Genomic DNA, 20,112 nt, shown 5'->3' on the forward strand with positions numbered 1-20,112 from the left:
ACGCAATTGTCGTTTTTGTAGATTGCCGGTCAGGCCGATTATGACGAGTATGCGCTCAAACATTTTTGAGGCCTTATCCATGTTAACCACCCTTCCCTTTTTGCTGGTCTATGTTTCGCTGACTGCCTTTCTTGTCCGCGCAGATATTCGCTACGGACTGCTCCCCGATAAATTTCTCTGCCCGCTGTTATGGGCGGGACTGCTCTTTCAGGTCTGTATCCAACCTGATTTTCTGCCAAGTGCGGTGGTGGGTGCGATGGCTGGATATGTCGGTTTTGCCCTTATTTACTGGGGATATCGGTTTATCTGCCGGCGTGAAGGGATGGGGTATGGCGATGTAAAATACCTGGCGGCTCTTGGTGCCTGGCATGGCTGGTGCATGCTGCCTGCGCTGGCGTTACTCGCGGCGCTGATGGCGCTTCTTTGCATTCTTGTTTTTTCGTTCATCCGCCCTGATAAGGAGACAATAAAAAACCCGCTGCCTTTTGGGCCATTTCTGGCAGCAGCGGGTTTATGCATAGGCTGGAAGACGTTGCTTATTCTTCCACTTTAATCTGTGACTGAAGATAGTTTTGCAGGCCGATTTTGGCAATGAGATCCAGCTCTGTTTCCAGCCAGTCAATATGCCCTTCTTCATCGGCAAGGATCTGGATCATCATATCGCGGCTGACGTAGTCATGTACGCTGTCAGCATAGGCAATGGCTTCACGGAGATCTTTAGCGCCTTCAAGTTCCAGCCTGAGGTCGGAACGCAGCATCTCTTCGACATCTTCTCCGATGCCCAGCTTGCCGAGATCCTGCAGGTTTGGAATGCCTTCAAGAAATAAAATACGCTCGATATATTTATCAGCGTGTTTCATCTCATCTATAGATTCATGGTACTCAACGTCGTTTAAACGTTTGAGTCCCCAGTTTTTGAACATTCTCGCGTGAAGAAAATACTGGTTGATTGCGACAAGCTCATTTCCCAATAATTTATTGAGATAACTTATGATTTTAACATCACCTTTCATTATATAGTCCCTCCGCTTCCACTCATTGAAGCGTAGATCGGGCTACAGGGATGTCAAAAAAAAGATGGGCGCTTACGCGATCTCTTTGAATTCCGGGATCTGCATCAGTTCGTCCTGCATGATCTCTCGCGCAGCACGTACACATTTACCGCATTGATTTCCCACCGGAACAAATTTGCGAAGCTGCTGGAATGACTGGGGCTGAAACTGGCGAACGGCCTGACGTATTTTTTTGTCGCTTACACCATTACATAAACAAACGTACATAGAAACTCCCGTTCAAATTATGCGCAAAGTGTAAGTGAGAATGGTTATGATTACAATAGCACAATCGCCAGAATGCGGGGCGGGAGCAGGCAAAAAATGCGAAATTTTGTGACAACACCTGAGCATCAGAAAACAAAAAAGGACGCCGAAGCGTCCTTTTTTAATTCGGGGATAATTAATTAGCCCAGAACTTTAGCAACAACGCCCGCGCCAACGGTACGGCCGCCTTCACGGATTGCGAAACGCAGACCGTCGTCCATCGCGATTGGGTGGATCAGAGTCACAACCATCTTGATGTTGTCGCCTGGCATTACCATCTCAACGCCTTCTGGCAGTTCGATGGTACCGGTCACGTCAGTTGTACGGAAGTAGAACTGTGGACGGTAGCCTTTGAAGAACGGAGTATGACGGCCGCCTTCGTCTTTGGACAGGATGTACACTTCAGATTCGAACTTGGTGTGTGGCTTGATTGAGCCTGGCTTCGCCAGAACCTGACCACGTTCGATTTCTTCACGTTTGATACCACGCAGCAGAACACCAACGTTCTCACCAGCACGGCCTTCGTCCAGCAGTTTGCGGAACATTTCAACGCCAGTACAGGTAGACTTAGCAGTCTCTTTGATACCAACGATTTCAACTTCTTCGCCAACTTTGATGATACCGCGCTCTACACGACCGGTAACAACAGTACCACGACCGGAGATGGAGAATACGTCTTCGATTGGCAGCAGGAATGGCTTGTCAATCGCACGCTCTGGTTCTGGGATGTAAGAATCCAGGAAGCCAGCCAGTTCGATGATTTTCGCTTCCCACTCTGCGTCGCCTTCCAGCGCTTTCAGAGCAGAACCACGAACGATTGGGGTATCGTCGCCTGGGAAATCGTACTGAGACAGCAGTTCACGAACTTCCATCTCTACCAGTTCCAGCAGCTCTTCGTCATCAACCATGTCGCATTTGTTCAGGAACACGATGATGAAAGGAACGCCTACCTGACGACCCAGCAGGATGTGCTCACGAGTCTGAGGCATTGGGCCGTCAGTCGCAGCAACAACCAGGATCGCGCCGTCCATCTGCGCAGCACCGGTGATCATGTTTTTAACATAGTCGGCGTGGCCTGGGCAGTCTACGTGTGCGTAGTGACGAGTCGGGGTGTCATATTCAACGTGAGAAGTGTTGATGGTGATACCACGAGCTTTTTCTTCTGGTGCGTTATCGATCTGGTCGAATGCACGAGCAGAACCACCGTAGGTTTTAGCCAGAACGGTAGTGATTGCAGCAGTCAGGGTAGTTTTACCATGGTCAACGTGGCCGATAGTACCAACGTTGACGTGCGGTTTTGTACGTTCAAATTTTTCTTTAGACACGGCTATATTCCTTACTATAGTGCTCTCCCCTGTGGAGAGAGCACGGGACTTAGGTTTTAATCCTGTGGATTACTTACCACGGGCTTCAATAACGGCCTGAGCAACGTTGTTAGGCGCATCATCATACTTCAGGAATTCCATGGTGTATGATGCACGACCTTTGGTCAGAGAACGCAGCTGAGTTGCATATCCGAACATTTCAGACAGCGGAACTTCAGCGTGGATCTTAACGCCAGTTACTTCGGATTCCTGACCACGCAGCATACCGCGACGACGGCTCAAGTCACCGATAACGTCACCGGTGTTCTCTTCAGGAGTTTCTACTTCAACCTTCATGATTGGCTCAAGCAGAACTGGTTTTGCTTTCTTAAAGCCTTCTTTAAAGGCAATAGACGCAGCCAGTTTAAACGCCAGTTCAGAGGAGTCAACGTCGTGGTAAGAACCGAAGTGCAGACGAACACCCATGTCAACAACCGGATAGCCAGCCAGAGGGCCCGCTTTCAGCTGTTCCTGGATGCCTTTATCAACGGCTGGGATGTATTCGCCAGGAATTACACCACCTTTGATGTCGTTGATGAACTCGTAACCTTTCGGGTTAGAGCCCGGCTCCAGTGGGTACATGTCGATCACAACGTGACCGTACTGACCGCGACCACCAGACTGCTTAGCGTGTTTACCTTCAATGTCGGTAACTTTCGCGCGAATCGCTTCGCGGTAAGCAACCTGAGGTTTACCCACGTTCGCTTCAACGTTGAATTCACGCTTCATACGGTCAACGATGATGTCCAGGTGCAGTTCACCCATACCAGCGATGATGGTCTGGTTAGATTCTTCATCAGTCCATACGCGGAATGATGGGTCTTCTTTCGCCAGACGGCCCAGAGCCAGACCCATTTTTTCCTGGTCAGCTTTGGTTTTTGGTTCAACTGCGATGGAGATTACCGGCTCAGGGAATTCCATACGCTCCAGAATGATCGGGTGATCCGGGTCACACAGGGTGTCACCAGTGGTCACGTCTTTCAGACCGATAGCTGCAGCGATGTCGCCCGCACGAACTTCTTTGATCTCTTCACGTTTGTTAGCGTGCATCTGTACGATACGGCCAAAACGTTCACGCGCCGCTTTCACGGAGTTCAGGATGGTGTCACCGGAGTTAACCACACCAGAGTAAACGCGGAAGAAGGTCAGGTTACCCACGAATGGGTCGGTAGCAATTTTGAACGCCAGTGCAGAGAATGGCTCTTCGTCGCTTGCGTGACGCTCAGCCGGAGTATCTTTACCGTCGTCCAGGATGCCGTTGATCGCAGGAACGTCAACCGGGGATGGCAGGTAGTCAACTACCGCATCCAGCATCGCCTGAACACCTTTGTTCTTGAACGCAGAACCACAGGTTACCAGGATGATTTCGTTGTTCAGAACGCGCTGACGCAGAGCTTTTTTGATCTCTTCTTCAGTCAGTTCTTCACCACCCAGGTATTTCTCCATCAGCTCTTCAGAAGCTTCAGCAGCGGATTCGATCAGGTTCTGGTGCCATTCGTCAGCCAGGTCCTGCATTGCAGCTGGGATATCTTCGTATTCGAAGGTAACGCCCTGGTCTGCATCGTTCCAGTTGATGGCTTTCATTTTCACCAGGTCGATAACGCCGGTGAAGCCTTCTTCAGCACCAATTGCCAGCTGCAGCGGAACAGGGTTCGCGCCCAGACGGGTTTTGATCTGACCAACAACTTTCAGGAAGTTAGCACCCATACGGTCCATTTTGTTAACGAACGCGATGCGTGGAACTTTATATTTGTTCGCCTGACGCCATACGGTTTCAGACTGTGGCTGAACACCACCAACTGCGCAATAAACCATTACCGCGCCGTCAAGAACACGCATGGAACGTTCTACTTCGATGGTGAAGTCAACGTGCCCTGGGGTGTCGATGATGTTTACGCGATGCGGTTCGTACTGCTTAGCCATACCTGACCAGAATGCAGTAGTCGCTGCGGAGGTGATAGTGATACCACGCTCCTGCTCCTGTTCCATCCAGTCCATGGTGGCTGCGCCGTCATGAACTTCACCGATTTTATGGTTTACACCGGTGTAGAACAGAATACGTTCGGTAGTAGTGGTTTTACCGGCGTCGATGTGCGCACTGATACCGATGTTACGGTAGCGTGCGATGGGTGTTGTACGAGCCATTTGATTCCTCGTTTATATCTTTAGGCGTTCAGTTAAGTTACCCAGAGCGGGCGGCTTCTCTGAAGCGCCCGCCTGGTGACTAATACTCCGAAGGGATTACCAACGGTAGTGTGCGAACGCCTTGTTGGCTTCTGCCATACGGTGAACGTCTTCACGTTTCTTAACTGCAGTACCTTTGTTGTCTGCAGCATCAGAAAGTTCGTTCGCCAGACGCAGAGCCATGGATTTATCACCGCGTTTACGAGCAGCTTCAACGATCCAACGCATTGCCAGGGCATTACGACGAACCGGACGAACTTCAACTGGAACCTGATAAGTAGAACCACCAACGCGGCGGGACTTAACTTCTACAGTTGGGCGAACGTTGTCGAGAGCGACTTCGAAAGCTTCCAGTTCATTTTTACCAGAACGCTGAGCCAGGGTCTCAAGCGCGCTGTATACGATTGCTTCTGCAGTAGATTTTTTACCATCTACCATCAGGATATTTACAAATTTTGCCAGCAGTTCTGATCCGAATTTCGGATCTGGAAGAATTTTACGCTGACCAATGACGCGACGACGTGGCATGGGAATACTCCGTTGTTAATTCAGGATTGTCCAAAACTCAAAGAGTTTAGTGTGACATTAAGATAAATCAGTTTGGCCTTACTTAACGGAGAACCATTAAGCCTTAGGACGCTTCACGCCGTACTTGGAGCGAGCCTGCTTACGGTCTTTAACACCTGAGCAGTCCAGCGCACCACGAACGGTGTGGTAACGAACACCCGGAAGGTCTTTAACACGACCGCCACGGATCAGGATCACGGAGTGCTCCTGCAGGTTGTGACCTTCACCACCGATGTAGGAAGTCACTTCGAAACCGTTAGTCAAACGCACACGGCATACTTTACGCAGTGCGGAGTTTGGTTTTTTAGGAGTGGTGGTATATACACGAGTACATACGCCACGTTTCTGCGGGCAGGCTTCCAGCGCAGGCACGTTGCTTTTCGCAACTTTGCGTGCACGTGGTTTGCGTACCAGCTGGTTAACTGTTGCCATTAAATAGCTCCTGGTTTTAGCTTTTGCTTCGTAAACACGTAATAAAACGACCTCATACAATATGAGGACGCGAAATTTTAGGGCTACGTCGAAAAGGTGTCAAGAAATATACAGCGATCTCAAATCACCAGTTCATTTGACTGGCGTGCGTCACAGTAAGATTGACGAAATCAGTATAGCCAACCACGTCAATTTTGGCTGAAATTTGACCAGAAAGACCCCGCGCATCCAGATCGTCCTTCAGCGCAGAGACTGTTATGGGGGCATTCGTGAGAATTTCAACGAAACGACTGCCTTCCAGTGCAGCAAGCACGCCGTCCTGAATCAGCAGCAGGTCATCACCTTCGCGCAGCATACTCAGTAACGCGTCGATATCACATTGCCACGGTGAATGGCTCAGAGTATGGAGCATGTCAGCCTCAGAAAGTCAGAACGGTGTCGTAATGGGAAAGATGTTCGCGCAATGCAGCAGAAGACAGGACTGTCACATCCAGCACGAAAGGCGTCGCCTCGTTTAAACCGCGCGCAGCCAGGGAGTCAGCACAGACATAGAAGGTTTCGATATCATAAAACGGTAATACTTTGAACGTCGCGATGTAATCACGCGCCAGAATGGCCTGAGGCTGTTGCCCCGCCAGAAGCTGAAATACGCCGTCGCTCAAAAAGAAGACACCGATATCTTCGGTCAATGCTGAGGTCGCGAGCAGCGCATCCAGCCCTTCTCTGCCTGATGCATTGCCGTGCGGTGCGGAGGAAAAAACAAACGCGACACGTTTCATCAAAATTGCACCACTCTGTCGCAGGTTAACGCCGCCTGTGCCAGCGCGCCCAGGCCACTTAACGAAAAACCGGGCTGCAGATTAGAACCCGGTAAACCCAGACGCGCGGCTTCGGTTGCATCGGTCACCCCGCGGCGCAGTGCCGCCGCCACGCAGATGTGCAGTTCTACGCCCTGCTTTTCGTTTAATGCCTGCCAGGCGCGCACCAGATCGAACTCATCGCTCGCCGGCGACGTAAACTGGTTCGCGTTATACACCCCTTCCCGATAGAAGAAGACGCTCGCCAGCTCATGTCCGGCTGCCAGCAGCGCATGCGCAAACTGCAGCGCGCTGCTGGCCTGCTGAGTACCGTACGCCGGGCCTGTCACCATTAACGCAAAACGCATTACTTGTCTTGTCCCAGGAAATCACCGCTTTTGAACTGGCGAATATAGAGGTAGACCGTGTGCTTGGAGATGTTCAGACGATCGGCCACCTGGTTGATGGCGTCTTTAATATCAAAAATCCCTTTTTCGTAGAGATTGAGCACGATCTGACGATTCTTGGCGTTGTTCGAGACGTTGCGATCGGCATTCACCTCTTCAATCGTAAACTCAAGCGTCTGCGTCACCAGATCTTCAACTGAGGAAGCAAAGTTAACAGAAGAGCCAACATCCGGCGTTTCTGGCGGAATAAAGGTGCTCATGATCTGCGAGAAAGGCACATCAAGGTTCATGTTGATGCACAGCAGCCCAATCACGCGATGCTCGCGGTTTCGAATCGCGATGGTTTCTGACTTCATCAGCACGCCGCTTTTGGCGCGGGTGAAATAGCATTTGGAGACGCTGCTGTCCGCGCCGGTCATGTCATGCAACATACGCAATGCAAGGTCGGTAATTGGCGAACCAATTTTACGGCCAGTATGCTCACCATTCGCAATGCGGATGGCGGAACACTTTAGATCTTGCAGGGAGTGCAATACGATTTCGCAGTGGGAGCCAATGAGCATCGCTAACCCGTCCACTACCGCTTCATAGGATTTCAGAATATCGAAGTCGGTCTGATCGAAAGGACGTTGATCCAGTAAATCAAGTTCACTGGTTTCGTTGGTTAAAAGCGACCTGGACATGAAAAAAACACTCCTTTTCAGGAGCCTGTCGTTAGGTTTTCAGGGCAGGCTCATTATCTACACGGACAACTAAATTAATACAGCGTGCCTAACGCTTTCCAGTGTTAATTATATCTGCCCCACAATAAAAAACCGCCGCCTCAAAGGCGGCGGTTTTTTTTCAGCATTACTTCTTAGCAGCAGCGGCTTTATCGTCAGCCGGCGCGTCTGCTTTGGCATCCGCTTTCGGTGCTGGTTTGATGTCCAGCAGCTCTACGTCAAAGACCAGCGTAGAGTTGGCAGGGATACCCGGAACGCCGGTTTTGCCATAGGCCAGATCCGGTGGGATAACCATCTTGATCTTGCCGCCTTTCTTGATGTTTTTCAGGCCTTCAGTCCAGCCAGGGATCACACCATCCAGACGGAAGGAGAGCGGCTCACCGCGGGTGTAAGAGTTATCGAACTCTTTACCGTCGATCAGCGTACCTTTGTAGTTCACAACAACGGTGTCGCTGTCTTTAGGCGCATCGCCGGTGCCTTCTTTCTCAACTTTGTACACCAGGCCAGTAGAAGAGGTTTTCACACCCTTCTCTTTAGCAAAGGTATCGCGGTAGGCTTTGCCTTTCGCTTCGTTGTCTTTAGCGTCCGCGTCCATCTTAGTCTGCGCGGCACCCTTCACGCGCGCTTCGAACGCCTGCAGAGTCTGTTCAATTTCCTGGTCAGACAGCTTGCTCTTATCTGCAAATGCGTCCTGAACGCCCGCGATCAGCTGAGCTTTATCCAGTTTGATGCCCAGCTTCTCTTGTTCTTTCAGAGAGTTTTCCATGTAACGACCCAGAGATGCGCCCAGTGCATAGGCGGATTTCTGGTCGTCATTTTTGAACGCCGCTTTGCTGTCTGCAGTGGCAGCAGGCTTCGCAGCAGTATCAGCAGCGAATGACAGCGGCGCGTTCAGCGCAACAGCCATCGTCGTCGCCAGCAGCGTTACTTTAAACAGTGATTTCATCCATATCTCCAGGGCCTGGGGACTCTCACCCCAGCGTTAAACGTAAATGAGTTACGTACTATAAAACGTTGCGGAAGAAATCTACAGACAGACACTTCCAATTCTCGCCACTTTTCAGACTATTTTTGTTTAAATAAGTTTCCCGCCAGGGGGATGCGGACTGTACTTAAGGATAAACTCAGTTAAACTGCGCCGCCGCAGAGCCATTATGGCGAATCTGAAATAAACGAGGTGAATGATGAAGGATACGACGATAGAAGCGAGAATGGCTGAGCTGGAAAGCCGCCTGGCTTTTCAGGACATCACCATCGAAGAACTAAACCAGACCGTGACCGCACATGAGCTCGAAATGGCGAAACTGCGGGATCATATGCGCCTGCTGACGGAAAAGCTGAAGGCCACGCAGCCGTCAAACATTGCCTCTCAGTCAGAAGAGACGCCACCTCCTCATTATTGAGGCGTAAAAAAAGCGGGATTATCCCGCTTTTTTATTTTCCGCATGACGGAATTAGTGGCAACCGCAGCCGCCGTTACCGCAACCACCTTTACCGTGGTCGTGACCATGGTCGTGATCGTGGCCGTGACCACCGCAGCAGCCGTCGTGGCCGTGATCGTGGTCATGGTCGTGACCGTGCGCACCGTGAACGTGGCCATGGGCCAGCTCTTCTTCGGTCGCTTCACGGATCGCAACAACTTCTACGTTGAACTTCAGGTTCTGGCCAGCCAGCATGTGGTTACCGTCAACCACGACGTGGTCATCTTCCACTTCGGTGATTTCAACTGGGACCGGGCCCTGGTCGGTTTCCGCCAGGAAGCGCATGCCAACCTGCAGTTCGTCAACGCCCATAAACACGTCTTTAGGAACGCGCTGAACCAGGTTGTCGTCATACTGACCGTAAGCGTCGTTCGCGCCTACAGCAACGTCAAATTTGTCGCCAACTTCATGACCTTCCAGCGCGTTTTCCAGGCCGGAAATCAGGGAACCGTGACCATGCAGGTAGTCAAGCGGCGCACTCACCGGAGACTCATCAACCAACACACCGTCTTCTGTACGTACCTGATAGGCCAGGCTGACCACCAGGTCTTTTGCTACTTTCATGATATCTCCTGAGCGTGGGAAAATTGCTGGCGCAGATTGTAGCGGAAATCTGCACCCGTGTACCCTTTAGCTTAAAAAAACTCAGGGCATATCGCTAGTCCGGATGAAAAATCCCGATAACTTGCTCTTCTTTGCGAACGTGATCGCGGGCCTCTTTGTCGGCCTCACGCATCTGGTGACCGCACTTAACACACTCAACAACATCAATATTATTTTCCCGCCACATCGCCAGGGTATCTTGCGCCTGGCAGGTCGGGCATTTTGCACCCGCGATAAAGCGTTTACGTACAGCCATCTTTCGTTACCCTTTATTCAAATTCATCCCAGCCATCGAGCTGGCGTCGTTCCTGCTGCATCTCGCGCTGGAAGATCTCCTCCAGCTCGCGACGCGCTTCCCGCACGCGGGAGATCTGTGCCGTATCGGTATGTACCGGCATTAGCTCGCGCAACATTCGCATATCCAGCCGGCGGAAGTGCATCTGGGCGCGCTGCGCCTGATGCGGATGCATGCCAAGCGAGATCAACGCCTTGCGCCCCAGCTCCAGCGCACTGGAGAATGTCTCACGGGAGAAGTGTTTCACACCCGCCTGCAACAGTTCGTGAGCTTCAACACGTCCCCGCGCACGCGCCAGAATATGCAGATGCGGAAAATGCTGCTGACACAGATCCACCAGCTTCATCGTGTCTTCCGGGTCGTTACAGGTAATCACGATGGACTCTGCTGCTTCCGCCCCCGCCGAGCGCAGCAGCTCGAGCTGGGTCGCATCGCCGTAGTAAACCTTATAGCCATATTTGCGCATCAGGTTGACCGCGCTGATATCCCGCTCCAGCACCGTAATGCGCATTTTGTTCGCCATCAGCAAACGCCCGATCACCTGTCCGAAACGGCCAAAGCCCACCACGATCACCTGCGGCTTGTCGTCTTCCACCCACGGCGCTTCGTCTTCATCGTCTGCCGGGTTCAGGCGGCGCGACAGCAGTTTATCCACCAGCTTCATCAATAGCGGCGTGGTCATCATAGAAAGCGTGACCGTTACCAGCAAAAGCGCCATCTGATCGTCTTTAAACAGCTTCTGGGAAGATGCGGTGGAGAACAGCACAAACGCGAACTCGCCCCCCTGACTTAACACGCTGGCAAACTGCATGCGTTCCGAACTGCGCAAGCCGTAAATGCGTGCCATGACGTACAGCACCAGCGTTTTCACCGCCACCAGGATAGCGACGCTTACAATCACCCACAGCAGATGGGTATAGAGCACCCCAAGGTTGAGCGCCATCCCCACCGAAATAAAGAACAGGCCTAACAGCAGCCCTTTGAAGGGATCGATGGCAATTTCCAGCTCGTGCCGATACTCGCTCTCCGCCAGCAGCACCCCGGCGATAAAGGTCCCGAGCGCCATCGACAGCCCCAGCGCGTCCATAAATAAAGCCGATCCCAGCACCAGCAGCAGCGTCGCGGCGGTAAAGACCTCGCGCACGCCCGACGCGGCAATAAAGCGGAACACGGGACGTAACAGGAAACGTCCGCCAATCAGCATCCCCGCGAAGGCCAGCACCTTCATGGCGATTTTAGCCCAGTCGAAGTGATCGTCGCCGGAGCCCGCCAGCAGCGGCACCAGTGCCAGCGCCGGGATCACCGCCAAATCCTGAAACAGCAGCACCGAAAAACCCAGCTGACCGGCTTCGTTGCGGTTCATCCCCTTGTCGCGCATCAGCTGCAGGGCCATCGCCGTTGACGACATCGCAAGGCCTATCCCGCCGATTACCGCCGCCTGCCATGAAAAGTTGGTCAGCATTAACAGGCCGCCCAGGATCGCGGCGCTGAACAACACCTGCGCGGCACCCACGCCAAAGATAGAGCGTCGGAGTTGCCACAATTTCGAAGGATTCAGCTCCAGGCCGATGATGAACATCAGGAACACCACGCCCAGTTCGGAGAAATGGAGAATCTCATCCACATCGCTGATGAATCCCAGTCCCCAGGGGCCAATCGCGATCCCCGCCAGCAGGTACCCCAGTACCGCACCGATGCCAATACGCGCAGCGAGCGGCACCGCGACGACGGCCGCAAATAAAAACAGCACCCCGGCGAGGAGCAAATTCGATCCTTCCATTAACGACCTCCTGCCGGAATCGGTGACGCCAGCCATTCACCGTAGGCTCTGGCGTGGCTTGCCAGTTCTTTCGGATCCTGGCGTCGGGCCCAGTAGACAATAATCGGGCTCATCCAGTGCATACGGCACATCGCCGCCGTCAGCTCAAAAGGCCGCAGGATGTCGCTCATCGGATAACGGTTCAGCCCGTCGTGGCGGTAAGCGCTTTCGGGTTCACCGGTCGTAATCACGCTACGCCAGTACTTTCCCGCCAGCTGGTTGCCCCCCACCCCGCTGGAGAAGCCCCGGCTCAGCACGCGGTCCAGCCACTCTTTGAGCAGGGCCGGACAGCTATAGGTATAAAGCGGATGCTGGAACACAATCACGTCATGCTGACGCAGCAGTTCCTGCTCGTAAGGAATATCAATAAAGAAATCAGGATAGTGCGCGTAGAGATCGTGCACCGTCACGTTACTGAGCTGTGTGGCCGGCTTAAGCAGCACCCGGTTTGCCACCGAGTCCTGAGATTCCGGATGGGCATACAGCAGCAGCACTTTTGCTGTCTGAGACATCATTCCCCTCCCGGTCTTGTTTCTGTTTTTGTGTATCGTCGTTGTTTTGGGCTACCATGACGGCCCGGTGCGGAAAATGACCCACACCTTACATTATCATAATGACAAATTAACATAGTCGGAACATACGGCGCTTCTATGATTGTTTTCTCCTCGTTACAAATTCGTCGCGGCGTGCGCGTCCTGCTGGATAACGCCACTGCTACCATCAACCCTGGCCAAAAAGTGGGCCTGGTCGGCAAAAACGGCTGCGGTAAATCCACCCTGCTGGCGTTGCTGAAAAACGAGATTAGCGCGGATGGCGGTAACTTCACCTTCCCGGGGAACTGGCAGCTCGCCTGGGTGAACCAGGAGACGCCAGCCCTGAGCGAACCGGCGCTCGACTATGTTATCGACGGCGACCGTGAATATCGCAAGCTCGAAGCGGAACTTCATTCTGCTAACGAGCGCAACGACGGTCACGCCATTGCCACCGTTCACGGCAAGCTGGACGCTATTGACGCCTGGACCATTCGCTCCCGCGCCTCCAGCCTGCTGCACGGCCTGGGCTTCAGCAATGAACAGCTGGAACGCCCGGTCAGCGACTTCTCCGGCGGCTGGCGCATGCGCCTCAACCTGGCGCAGGCGCTGATCTGCCGCTCTGACCTGCTGCTGCTCGATGAACCGACTAACCACCTCGATCTCGATGCGGTTATTTGGCTGGAGAAGTGGCTCAAGAGCTATCAGGGCACTCTGATTCTGATCTCCCACGACCGAGACTTCCTCGACCCGGTGGTGGATAAAATCATTCATATCGAACAGCAAACGATGTTCGAGTACACCGGCAACTACAGCTCCTTCGAGCGCCAGCGCGCGACGCGCCTTGCCCAGCAGCAGTCCATGTACGAAAGCCAGCAGCAGCGCGTGGCGCACCTGCAGAGCTTCGTGGATCGCTTCAAGGCCAAAGCGTCAAAAGCGAAGCAGGCCCAGAGCCGCATCAAGATGCTGGAACGCATGGAGATGATCGCCCCGGCGCACGTCGACAACCCGTTCCACTTCAGCTTCCGCGCCCCGGAAAGCCTGCCGAACCCGCTGCTGAAGATGGAAAAAGTCAGCGCGGGCTATGCCGACCGCATTATTCTCGACTCCATCAAGCTCAACCTGGTGCCGGGTTCACGTATTGGTCTGCTGGGACGCAACGGTGCCGGTAAATCGACGCTGATCAAACTGCTGGCGGGCGAGCTTAACCCGGTCAAGGGTGAAATCGGCCTGGCGAAGGGCATCAAGCTGGGTTACTTCGCCCAGCATCAGCTGGAATTTTTACGCGCGGATGAATCCCCGATTCAGCACCTCGCGCGTCTGGCGCCGCAGGAGATGGAGCAGAAGCTGCGCGACTATCTCGGCGGCTTCGGCTTCCAGGGCGATAAGGTGACTGAAAACACCGAGCGCTTCTCCGGCGGCGAAAAGGCCCGTCTGGTGCTGGCGCTGATCGTCTGGCAGCGCCCGAACCTGCTGCTGCTCGATGAACCAACCAACCACCTGGATCTCGACATGCGCCAGGCGCTGACCGAAGCGCTGATCGAGTTCGAAGGCGCGCTGGTGGTGGTTTCGCACGACCGTCACCTGATCCGCTCCACCACGGACGATCTCTACTTAGTGCACGATGGTAAAGTCGAACCGTTCGACGGCGATCTGGAAGACTACCAGCAGTGGCTGACGGACGTGCAGAAGCAGGAGAGCCAGCCGGAGGAGTCGGCGAAAGACAACGCCAACAGCGCGCAGGCGCGTAAAGACCAGAAGCGCCGTGAAGCGGAGCTGCGCACCCAGACGCAGCCGCTGCGTAAAGAGATTGCCCGTCTCGAAAAAGAGATGGAGAAGCTCAACGCCACGCTTGCCACTGTTGAAGATAAGCTCGGCGATAGCGGCCTGTATGACCAGAGCCGCAAGGCTGAGCTGACGGATTGCCTGCAAACCCAGGCGAAGACCAAATCCAGCCTTGAAGAGTGCGAGATGGCGTGGCTGGATGCGCAGGAGCAGCTGGAAGCGATGCTGCAGGCTGAATAACACGCCGGGAGGGTTATGAGTTTCGATAACACGAGCGAGATTACGTTCCGCAAGCTCAGCATCTTCATGACGTTTATGGAGAAGGGGAATATCGCGCGTACCGCCGAAACTCTGGGCCTGAGCGGCGTCAGCGTTCACCGCGCGCTGCACACGCTGGAAGAGAACGTGCGCTGTCCGCTCTTTACCCACAAGGGGCGCAACCTGATTGCCCTGCCTTCCGCCTGGACGCTGCTGGAGTATTGTCAGGAAGTGATGCAGGTGATGGAGCGCGGGCTGGAAGAGTCGCGCAAAATTGCCGGGATCGGCCAGGGGCGGCTGCGTGTCGGGACGCTCTACTCGCTCACTCTGGAAACCGTGCCGCGTCTGATCATGGGCATGAAGCTGCGCCGTCCGGATCTGGAGATGGATCTGACGATGGGCTCCAACGAAACCCTGCTGCACATGCTGGATGAAGGCTCGCTGGACGCTATTCTTATCTCCATCTCCGAAAGCGACATCGACCGCAACAGCCTCGAAGTGCTCCCCCTGTTCCACGACGATATTTTCCTTGCCGCACCAGCTTCCGCCACGCTGAATACCCGTGGGCCAGCGGATCTGCGTGATTACAAAGACCAGAAATTTGTCGCTCTCGCAGAAGGGTTCGCCACGTATGCAGGGTTTCAGGAGGCGTTTCATATCGCCGGATTCGAACCGGAGATTGTTACCCGGGTGAATGACATTTTCTCAATGCTGAGCCTGGTGCAGGCAGGAGTGGGCTTTACGCTGATGCCGGGCAGGATGAAGAAAGTGTATGAGAATTCCGTGCAGCTCCTGAGGCTGGCGGAGCCGTACCAGATGCAGCAGCTGATCGCTATTGTCTTTGCCCGTAACCGCGAGCAGGATCCGAGCCTGCGGGCGCTGGCCGCCGAAGGGCGGATGTATGCGCGCAGTTTGCAGGAAAGTGCCTGATATATTGCCCGGTGGCGCTACGCTTACCGGGCCTACAATCCGGGAGTAGGCCCGGTAAGGCGCAGCCGCCACCGGGCAAAATTCTCACCGCTGAAGCCGACGCGCCAGATGCACCGCCACGTCCACCCCGCTGCGCTCCAGTGAAATGGTCTCTCCTTCCCACGGCGCCTGACGCGTGAGGCAGGTCAGTACGCCGCCGGGCGGCATCTCGATCGCCAGCCGGGCTTCGCGTTCATTCGCTGAAATCATCGCCTCCTGCCAGCGCACCGTACGCGCCATGTTCATTGCCAGATCGTCGGCGATCCTTTCCGGCTGCCACAGCACGCGCCCGGTGCTGCCGCTCAGATAGGCGCAGCGTGGACGTGAAAGCGTGACCGATTCAAATGCCGTTGCCAGCTTTTGCGCCGGTTCCGCCAGCAGTTCGCAGTGGGACGGCACGCTGACCGCCAGCCGTTTGGCCTTGCTCGCCCCTTTCGCCAGCGCGCGCGATGCTGCCTGCGCCATCCCTTCATCGGTTCCGGCAATCACGATCTGCGTTTCGGCATTCAGGTTGGCAATGTAGGTTCCGGTGCCTTCAATCAGCGTTTCCACCTGCGGCAGGGTTAAGCCCATAATTGCCGTCAGGCCGTAGCCGTGCGGGTACGCCTGCTCCATCAAATCACCGCGCAGCGCCACCAGGCTCAGCGCGTCCGTAAAGCTCAGCGCGCCTGCGATGACCGCCGCCGGATAAGCGCCGATGGAGAGCCCGCTGACGATATCCGGCGATACGCCGCGCCGTTCCAGCTCGCGCGCCCAGGCCACGCCGGCAATCAGCAGCGAAAGCTGAACCGCGCGGGTATGGGTTAACGCGTCCGCGCTGTCCAGCGTATCCACTTCGGCGCCAAGCACCTCACGCGCCCGATCCAGCTCCGATCCCGGCAGGTTTTGCAGCATACCTTCATGCTGCGTGCCCTGCCCCGGAAAGGTAAACAGTATTTTCATCACTCCTCCCTGCGCCACGGATCCGCCACCAGGCGCGGTCCACGGCGGGTTTTCAGCAGCGTTTTGCCGTCGCGCAGCCACTCCGCCAGCGCAAATCCCCCTTCGGGCGTATCGACCTGCGTATCCGCCCGGCACAATGCGCGGCTCAGCTGCGACTGCCATGCGGTAAAAGCATCGGGGGAAATTGGCTGCGGAGCGCGGATGAGCAGATCAAGATCGCTTTCGGCATGAATAACCGGAATACCGGTCGCCAGCGCGTAGCCAGTGCTGCCGGTAATGCCCCACGTCCACGGCCACGCCTGCTGAGAAAGCTGAAGCGCCACCTGAACGGGTGGTTGGGTGACAAACGGCGAGCGCAGCAGATCGGCGGTTGCGCACAGGTCTTCCGGTGATACCACACGCCGCACTTTTTCGGGCTTCACCCATCCGGCCGCCCGCTGGTCGCGACGTAAACCGCGCACGCCAACGGGAATGCGGCCTTCGCTATCAACATCACGCCGCACCACCACCGGCAGGCCGGTATGCCAGGCCGCCTCCACCCAGGATTCGGTGATGCCTTCCAGCGCGTCGCGCGCGGTAAGCCAGATGAGGTCGTGCGGGCGTAATGTTGTGGTCATGATTACATTCCTGAAGTCAGCGAGATAAACAGCGGCAGCGACAGGATACACAGTACGGAGCTTAACAGCAGCACGGCTTCAGCGTCCGGCGACTGCACGCCAAAGCGGTTACCGAACACCACGCCGAAGAAGCCCGCAGACAGCGCAATCATCAGAATCGCGGTGATCGCCACGGAGCCGTGCAGACCGAAGATCAAGACGATACCCCAGGCGATGGCTGGCTGAATCAGCAGTTTGGCAATGGTCGAAGTAATCACCATGGTGTTGATCTGCAGCTTACGGGCAGAAAGGATCACCCCGGTCAGGAACAGCGCCGCAGCGGTCGCGGACAGTCCCAGCGGTTTGATCGCCGCCAGCACCAGCTCCGGCATTTTGATCCCGATGGCGGACAGAATCACACCCAGCAGCGGGCCCATCACGATCGGTTTTTTAATGGAGCGCCACATCAGCACCGGCAGCATGGAGAGCGTTGAGCCGGAGTTATTGCCCTCGGCGCGCGCTTTTTCACGCTCCAGAATGAGCAGGCAGAACGGGGTCATCAGCACTGAGCCGCAGGCAATAGAGACCGCGACGGAAAGCGACGTGGACGCTCCTTCACCCAGCACGCTGCCCAGAATCGGCAGGCCAAGCGCTGCATAGTTCGGTAAAGCTACCGTCAGGGTCAGCACGGCCGCGTCCTGCGGGGATTTCTTAAAGACTTTGGTGGCGAGGAAGTAGATGGCCGCATAGGTAATCCACATCGCCAGCGTCAGCACCAGAATCAGCGGTGACTGCGCCACGATGCCGGTCCACGGGGTTTGCACGGTGGCGCTGAACAGCGCGGCAGGCAGTGCAAAATCCATGACGAAGATATTGAGCAGGGAAACGTTTTTGTTATCGACCATCTTTGCCTTGCCGGCCCAGAATCCCAGCAGCATGATGACGAAAATCGGTGCAAGAGCATGAACAATTACGTAAGTCATAAATCACCTGTAGTAAAAAAAGTTTTAGCACTGGTGCGATGTTTATTATTTTTCAGGATGCAGGCTCCCACGCGGGCGCAGCGGGCGCGCCCACGGGGTTTGCATCTCTGGCAGGTCTTTTTTTTACTTACCAGCTGGCTCGCATACGTTCACGTACGAGCGCCGAGCTGCGGCGGTTGTCAGCACCCAGACGATTTTTAAGCGTCGCGTCCTGACGAGCGTCACTGATGGCCTGTTGCAGGGTGGTTTTCACCTGCTCCAGATCGTTATCGGACGGGGCATCCGGGTTGCTGATATCCAGCAGGTTAGAGAGCAGCCCCAGCGTGGCATAGTTGCTGATGTCGTACGCCATGGGCGGGATAGTTGCCGCCAGTTTTTCCAGCGCGTCGACGGTACGCAGCGTGATGCGCGCCGCAGACTCTTTGCCCATCGCGTGGATCAGCACGCCTTTGTCGTTAAAGGCGATCAGACGGTTGGCCTGATAGCCGTGCGCCAGGAACGCGCCGGACATCGCCTTGCCGACGATAAGCCCAATCACCGGGTGACCGGCCAGGCGTGCATTCGCATAGGCTGCTGCCGCACCGGCCAGCGCCTGATGAATCCCAAACGCCTCTTCGCGTCGGCCATAGGCCTGGCTTGGAACGTCGATCACCGCCACAATCGGGCGCTTCACGGCCTTATCGGCATCCGCTGCGACGGTTTCGCTGACCACTTTCGCCAGGGTCCAGCCCTCCAGCAGACCGACTTCCCCTTTCGCCGCGCGCGGGAAGTGGTTGTTGGCATCCGGGACAACGGCAACAAAACGTACCGCTTCGCCGTTCAGTTCACCGTCTGCCGCCTGTACGGACGGGCATAGCCCCTCGATACGTTTGGCGTTCGGGGCGAGGATTTCCAGCCAGCGTTCGCCACGGCTCATTGCGTTACTCATCATTTCACCTCCCGGGCAAAAAGCGCGTTAATTTGTTCGGCATCAGCCTGTTTGCGGGTGTCGAAATGGGTCAGACGGGTCAGGTAATCATCGTAGTTATCGGTGCGATGTTTCGCGGGAACGCCTTTAGCAATCGCGTCGTTCATCGCCTGCTTCACCGCGTTGATACCGTCGCCGACGAGCGCATCCACCAGCCCGCTTTGATAGCGCACTTCGCCGCCGGTCATGCTCCAGATAAATGGACGATCGCGGGAGTCATATTCCTCAATGCCCGCCTCCTGTTCGATAACCTGCGGACCGTTGAGGCCCAGACGCGCTTCGCGGGTCACGATCAGGTAGCTGCACAGCGCCGCCGCGATGGACATCCCACCGAAGCAGCCCACGGTTCCGGCCACAATGCCAATAACCGGCGTGTAGCGACGCAGGTCCACAATCGCCGCGTGAATATCGGCAATCGCCGCCAGGCCGAGGTTCGCCTCCTGCAGGCGCACGCCGCCGGTTTCGAGGCACAGCACCGCCTGAGTCGGAATGCCGTTACGGTTATCTTCCGCCGCCAGCTCCAGCGCCGCCGCCATTTTGGCGCCGGACACTTCGCCCATGCTGCCGCCCTGGAATGCGCCTTCAATCGCCACGACAACGGCTGGCTGACCGTTAATCGTACCTTTCGCCACCACCATGCCGTCGTCCGCCTGCGGCACAATGCCCTGTGGCCCAAGCCACGGAGAGATAATGCCTTCAAACGGATCCAGCAGTTCGCGGTAGCTGCCCTCGTCGAGCAGGGCCTGCGCGCGCTGGCGCGCTTTCAGTTCGATAAAGCTGCTGTCATCACGCATGGTTCACCCCCTCAAAAACCTGTTCGATACGAATGCGCGCCACGCCCGGCGTCGCGCCGAAGTCGTGGATGGTCAGCTTCCCTGCGGGCAGGCTGCTGACGGTTTGCAGACGGTTGAACAGCGCCTCCCAGCGCCCCCGGCTGTTGTCCACGGAGGTGGTGATATCAATGGTTAACGTCTGGCCCGGTTCGGCGGTGAAGAGCACCTCCATATCCCCTGAGCCGACTACCCCTGCCAGCGCCCTGCCGCTTAACGCGCGGCTGGCTGGCACGGTCAATGTGATTTTTTCCATAACATC

25 protein-coding genes are annotated in these 20,112 nt (G+C 55.5%); 4 read left to right on the top strand and 21 right to left on the bottom strand.

Annotated elements, in window-relative coordinates; genetic code table 11:
- Window positions 1-79 precede the first annotated feature (79 nt).
- Window positions 80-553: an A24 family peptidase gene (locus tag V1587_RS00865; protein WP_371899874.1), complete on the top strand. Its 474-nt coding sequence runs from the start codon at window positions 80-82 to the stop codon at window positions 551-553.
- Here the strand turns inward: V1587_RS00865 and bfr are convergent.
- From bfr to fkpA, 11 genes are all read right to left on the bottom strand, one after another.
- Window positions 537-1,013, bottom strand: coding sequence for a bacterioferritin (gene bfr / locus V1587_RS00870; protein WP_008503492.1), 477 nt, complete (start codon window positions 1,011-1,013; stop codon window positions 537-539). The genes V1587_RS00865 and bfr overlap by 17 nt on opposite strands.
- Before the next feature lie 72 nt (window positions 1,014-1,085).
- Entirely contained in the window at window positions 1,086-1,280 is a 195-nt protein-coding gene (gene bfd, locus V1587_RS00875; RefSeq protein ID WP_003863268.1) for a bacterioferritin-associated ferredoxin, read from the bottom strand.
- 179 nt (window positions 1,281-1,459) lie between these two features.
- The gene (tuf, locus tag V1587_RS00880; RefSeq protein ID WP_023309456.1) at window positions 1,460-2,644 is read right to left on the bottom strand and encodes an elongation factor Tu; all 1,185 of its coding nucleotides are present in this window, start codon (window positions 2,642-2,644) and stop codon (window positions 1,460-1,462) included.
- A gap of 69 nt (window positions 2,645-2,713) precedes the next feature.
- Window positions 2,714-4,828 carry an elongation factor G gene (fusA, locus tag V1587_RS00885; protein WP_008503004.1) on the bottom strand — a complete coding sequence of 705 codons (2,115 nt, stop codon included), beginning with the start codon at window positions 4,826-4,828 and terminating at the stop codon, window positions 2,714-2,716.
- A gap of 96 nt (window positions 4,829-4,924) precedes the next feature.
- Window positions 4,925-5,395, bottom strand: a complete 471-nt coding sequence (gene rpsG, locus V1587_RS00890; RefSeq protein WP_004106370.1) for a 30S ribosomal protein S7 — start codon at window positions 5,393-5,395, stop codon at window positions 4,925-4,927.
- 96 nt (window positions 5,396-5,491) lie between these two features.
- Window positions 5,492-5,866: a 30S ribosomal protein S12 gene (gene rpsL, locus V1587_RS00895; protein WP_000246815.1), complete on the bottom strand. Its 375-nt coding sequence runs from the start codon at window positions 5,864-5,866 to the stop codon at window positions 5,492-5,494.
- A 124-nt stretch (window positions 5,867-5,990) separates the two neighbouring features.
- Window positions 5,991-6,278 (bottom strand): sulfurtransferase complex subunit TusB, encoded by a 288-nt coding sequence (gene tusB, locus V1587_RS00900; protein WP_024907951.1) that lies wholly within the window; start codon window positions 6,276-6,278, stop codon window positions 5,991-5,993.
- A gap of 7 nt (window positions 6,279-6,285) precedes the next feature.
- Entirely contained in the window at window positions 6,286-6,645 is a 360-nt protein-coding gene (gene tusC, locus V1587_RS00905) for a sulfurtransferase complex subunit TusC (protein ID WP_371899040.1), read from the bottom strand.
- Complete coding sequence (gene tusD, locus V1587_RS00910) at window positions 6,645-7,031, bottom strand: sulfurtransferase complex subunit TusD (RefSeq protein WP_248103821.1); 387 nt, start codon at window positions 7,029-7,031, stop codon at window positions 6,645-6,647. The genes tusC and tusD overlap by 1 nt, the downstream gene beginning before the upstream one ends.
- On the bottom strand, window positions 7,031-7,753 hold the full coding sequence (locus V1587_RS00915; RefSeq protein ID WP_003861697.1) for a transcriptional regulator: 723 nt from the start codon (window positions 7,751-7,753) through the stop codon (window positions 7,031-7,033). Before V1587_RS00915 ends, tusD begins: the two co-directional genes overlap by 1 nt.
- A 166-nt stretch (window positions 7,754-7,919) precedes the next feature.
- The gene (gene fkpA, locus V1587_RS00920; RefSeq protein WP_023309460.1) at window positions 7,920-8,738 is read right to left on the bottom strand and encodes an FKBP-type peptidyl-prolyl cis-trans isomerase; all 819 of its coding nucleotides are present in this window, start codon (window positions 8,736-8,738) and stop codon (window positions 7,920-7,922) included.
- A 238-nt stretch (window positions 8,739-8,976) separates the two neighbouring features.
- Between fkpA and V1587_RS00925 the strand changes: the two genes are divergently transcribed.
- The gene (locus V1587_RS00925; protein ID WP_008503009.1) at window positions 8,977-9,195 is read left to right on the top strand and encodes a protein SlyX; all 219 of its coding nucleotides are present in this window, start codon (window positions 8,977-8,979) and stop codon (window positions 9,193-9,195) included.
- 51 nt (window positions 9,196-9,246) lie between these two features.
- Here the strand turns inward: V1587_RS00925 and slyD are convergent, their stop codons facing one another.
- The 4 genes from slyD to kefG form a co-directional block, all read right to left on the bottom strand.
- Complete coding sequence (gene slyD, locus V1587_RS00930; protein WP_014833521.1) at window positions 9,247-9,837, bottom strand: peptidylprolyl isomerase; 591 nt, start codon at window positions 9,835-9,837, stop codon at window positions 9,247-9,249.
- A gap of 94 nt (window positions 9,838-9,931) precedes the next feature.
- Complete coding sequence (locus tag V1587_RS00935; RefSeq protein ID WP_010436300.1) at window positions 9,932-10,132, bottom strand: YheV family putative zinc ribbon protein; 201 nt, start codon at window positions 10,130-10,132, stop codon at window positions 9,932-9,934.
- A gap of 13 nt (window positions 10,133-10,145) precedes the next feature.
- The gene (gene kefB, locus V1587_RS00940) at window positions 10,146-11,951 is read right to left on the bottom strand and encodes a glutathione-regulated potassium-efflux system protein KefB (RefSeq protein ID WP_371899039.1); all 1,806 of its coding nucleotides are present in this window, start codon (window positions 11,949-11,951) and stop codon (window positions 10,146-10,148) included.
- Window positions 11,951-12,505: a glutathione-regulated potassium-efflux system ancillary protein KefG gene (gene kefG, locus V1587_RS00945; protein ID WP_021242220.1), complete on the bottom strand. Its 555-nt coding sequence runs from the start codon at window positions 12,503-12,505 to the stop codon at window positions 11,951-11,953. The genes kefB and kefG overlap by 1 nt, the downstream gene beginning before the upstream one ends.
- A gap of 135 nt (window positions 12,506-12,640) precedes the next feature.
- Between kefG and V1587_RS00950 the strand changes: the two genes are divergently transcribed.
- Window positions 12,641-14,545, top strand: a complete 1,905-nt coding sequence (locus tag V1587_RS00950) for an ABC transporter ATP-binding protein (protein WP_371899037.1) — start codon at window positions 12,641-12,643, stop codon at window positions 14,543-14,545.
- A gap of 15 nt (window positions 14,546-14,560) precedes the next feature.
- The gene (locus V1587_RS00955; RefSeq protein ID WP_371899036.1) at window positions 14,561-15,493 is read left to right on the top strand and encodes a LysR family transcriptional regulator; all 933 of its coding nucleotides are present in this window, start codon (window positions 14,561-14,563) and stop codon (window positions 15,491-15,493) included.
- 84 nt (window positions 15,494-15,577) lie between these two features.
- Here the strand turns inward: V1587_RS00955 and mdcH are convergent, their stop codons facing one another.
- The 6 genes from mdcH to mdcC all read right to left on the bottom strand — a co-directional run bounded on the left by mdcH (window position 15,578) and on the right by mdcC (window position 20,106).
- On the bottom strand, window positions 15,578-16,474 hold the full coding sequence (gene mdcH, locus V1587_RS00960; RefSeq protein WP_371899035.1) for a malonate decarboxylase subunit epsilon: 897 nt from the start codon (window positions 16,472-16,474) through the stop codon (window positions 15,578-15,580).
- Entirely contained in the window at window positions 16,474-17,091 is a 618-nt protein-coding gene (locus V1587_RS00965; protein WP_371899034.1) for a malonate decarboxylase holo-ACP synthase, read from the bottom strand. Before V1587_RS00965 ends, mdcH begins: the two co-directional genes overlap by 1 nt.
- Before the next feature lie 2 nt (window positions 17,092-17,093).
- Entirely contained in the window at window positions 17,094-18,053 is a 960-nt protein-coding gene (locus V1587_RS00970; protein ID WP_395314486.1) for an AEC family transporter, read from the bottom strand.
- A 127-nt stretch (window positions 18,054-18,180) separates the two neighbouring features.
- On the bottom strand, window positions 18,181-18,981 hold the full coding sequence (mdcE, locus tag V1587_RS00975; RefSeq protein ID WP_371899051.1) for a biotin-independent malonate decarboxylase subunit gamma: 801 nt from the start codon (window positions 18,979-18,981) through the stop codon (window positions 18,181-18,183).
- A complete protein-coding gene (locus tag V1587_RS00980) occupies window positions 18,981-19,814 on the bottom strand; it encodes a biotin-independent malonate decarboxylase subunit beta (RefSeq protein ID WP_371899032.1) in 834 nt (277 codons plus the stop codon). The genes mdcE and V1587_RS00980 overlap by 1 nt, the downstream gene beginning before the upstream one ends.
- Window positions 19,807-20,106: a malonate decarboxylase acyl carrier protein gene (gene mdcC, locus V1587_RS00985; RefSeq protein ID WP_371899031.1), complete on the bottom strand. Its 300-nt coding sequence runs from the start codon at window positions 20,104-20,106 to the stop codon at window positions 19,807-19,809. Before mdcC ends, V1587_RS00980 begins: the two co-directional genes overlap by 8 nt.
- Window positions 20,107-20,112 lie beyond the last annotated feature (6 nt).

The sequence above is a fragment of the Enterobacter sp. ECC-249 genome (assembly GCF_043965265.1).
In the GTDB taxonomy this organism is placed as follows: Bacteria; Pseudomonadota; Gammaproteobacteria; order Enterobacterales; family Enterobacteriaceae; genus Enterobacter; species Enterobacter quasiroggenkampii.

Excerpts from the sequence above, each read along its gene's own strand:
- tusB (WP_024907951.1), bottom strand. The coding sequence starts at position 6,278 with ATGCTCCATACTCTGAGCCATTCACCGTGGCAATGTGATATCGACGCG.
- V1587_RS00980 (WP_371899032.1), bottom strand. The coding sequence starts at position 19,814 with ATGCGTGATGACAGCAGCTTTATCGAACTGAAAGCGCGCCAGCGCGCG.
- bfr (WP_008503492.1), bottom strand. The coding sequence starts at position 1,013 with ATGAAAGGTGATGTTAAAATCATAAGTTATCTCAATAAATTATTGGGA.
- kefG (WP_021242220.1), bottom strand. The coding sequence starts at position 12,505 with ATGATGTCTCAGACAGCAAAAGTGCTGCTGCTGTATGCCCATCCGGAA.
- rpsL (WP_000246815.1), bottom strand. The coding sequence starts at position 5,866 with ATGGCAACAGTTAACCAGCTGGTACGCAAACCACGTGCACGCAAAGTT.
- V1587_RS00955 (WP_371899036.1), top strand. The coding sequence starts at position 14,561 with ATGAGTTTCGATAACACGAGCGAGATTACGTTCCGCAAGCTCAGCATC.
- mdcC (WP_371899031.1), bottom strand. The coding sequence starts at position 20,106 with ATGGAAAAAATCACATTGACCGTGCCAGCCAGCCGCGCGTTAAGCGGC.
- mdcE (WP_371899051.1), bottom strand. The coding sequence starts at position 18,981 with ATGAGTAACGCAATGAGCCGTGGCGAACGCTGGCTGGAAATCCTCGCC.
- mdcH (WP_371899035.1), bottom strand. The coding sequence starts at position 16,474 with ATGAAAATACTGTTTACCTTTCCGGGGCAGGGCACGCAGCATGAAGGT.
- V1587_RS00970 (WP_395314486.1), bottom strand. The coding sequence starts at position 18,053 with ATGACTTACGTAATTGTTCATGCTCTTGCACCGATTTTCGTCATCATG.
- slyD (WP_014833521.1), bottom strand. The coding sequence starts at position 9,837 with ATGAAAGTAGCAAAAGACCTGGTGGTCAGCCTGGCCTATCAGGTACGT.
- fkpA (WP_023309460.1), bottom strand. The coding sequence starts at position 8,738 with ATGAAATCACTGTTTAAAGTAACGCTGCTGGCGACGACGATGGCTGTT.
- tusD (WP_248103821.1), bottom strand. The coding sequence starts at position 7,031 with ATGCGTTTTGCGTTAATGGTGACAGGCCCGGCGTACGGTACTCAGCAG.
- V1587_RS00950 (WP_371899037.1), top strand. The coding sequence starts at position 12,641 with ATGATTGTTTTCTCCTCGTTACAAATTCGTCGCGGCGTGCGCGTCCTG.
- fusA (WP_008503004.1), bottom strand. The coding sequence starts at position 4,828 with ATGGCTCGTACAACACCCATCGCACGCTACCGTAACATCGGTATCAGT.
- tusC (WP_371899040.1), bottom strand. The coding sequence starts at position 6,645 with ATGAAACGTGTCGCGTTTGTTTTTTCCTCCGCACCGCACGGCAATGCA.
- V1587_RS00965 (WP_371899034.1), bottom strand. The coding sequence starts at position 17,091 with ATGACCACAACATTACGCCCGCACGACCTCATCTGGCTTACCGCGCGC.
- V1587_RS00925 (WP_008503009.1), top strand. The coding sequence starts at position 8,977 with ATGAAGGATACGACGATAGAAGCGAGAATGGCTGAGCTGGAAAGCCGC.
- kefB (WP_371899039.1), bottom strand. The coding sequence starts at position 11,951 with ATGGAAGGATCGAATTTGCTCCTCGCCGGGGTGCTGTTTTTATTTGCG.
- bfd (WP_003863268.1), bottom strand. The coding sequence starts at position 1,280 with ATGTACGTTTGTTTATGTAATGGTGTAAGCGACAAAAAAATACGTCAG.
- V1587_RS00915 (WP_003861697.1), bottom strand. The coding sequence starts at position 7,753 with ATGTCCAGGTCGCTTTTAACCAACGAAACCAGTGAACTTGATTTACTG.
- V1587_RS00935 (WP_010436300.1), bottom strand. The coding sequence starts at position 10,132 with ATGGCTGTACGTAAACGCTTTATCGCGGGTGCAAAATGCCCGACCTGC.
- rpsG (WP_004106370.1), bottom strand. The coding sequence starts at position 5,395 with ATGCCACGTCGTCGCGTCATTGGTCAGCGTAAAATTCTTCCAGATCCG.
- V1587_RS00865 (WP_371899874.1), top strand. The coding sequence starts at position 80 with ATGTTAACCACCCTTCCCTTTTTGCTGGTCTATGTTTCGCTGACTGCC.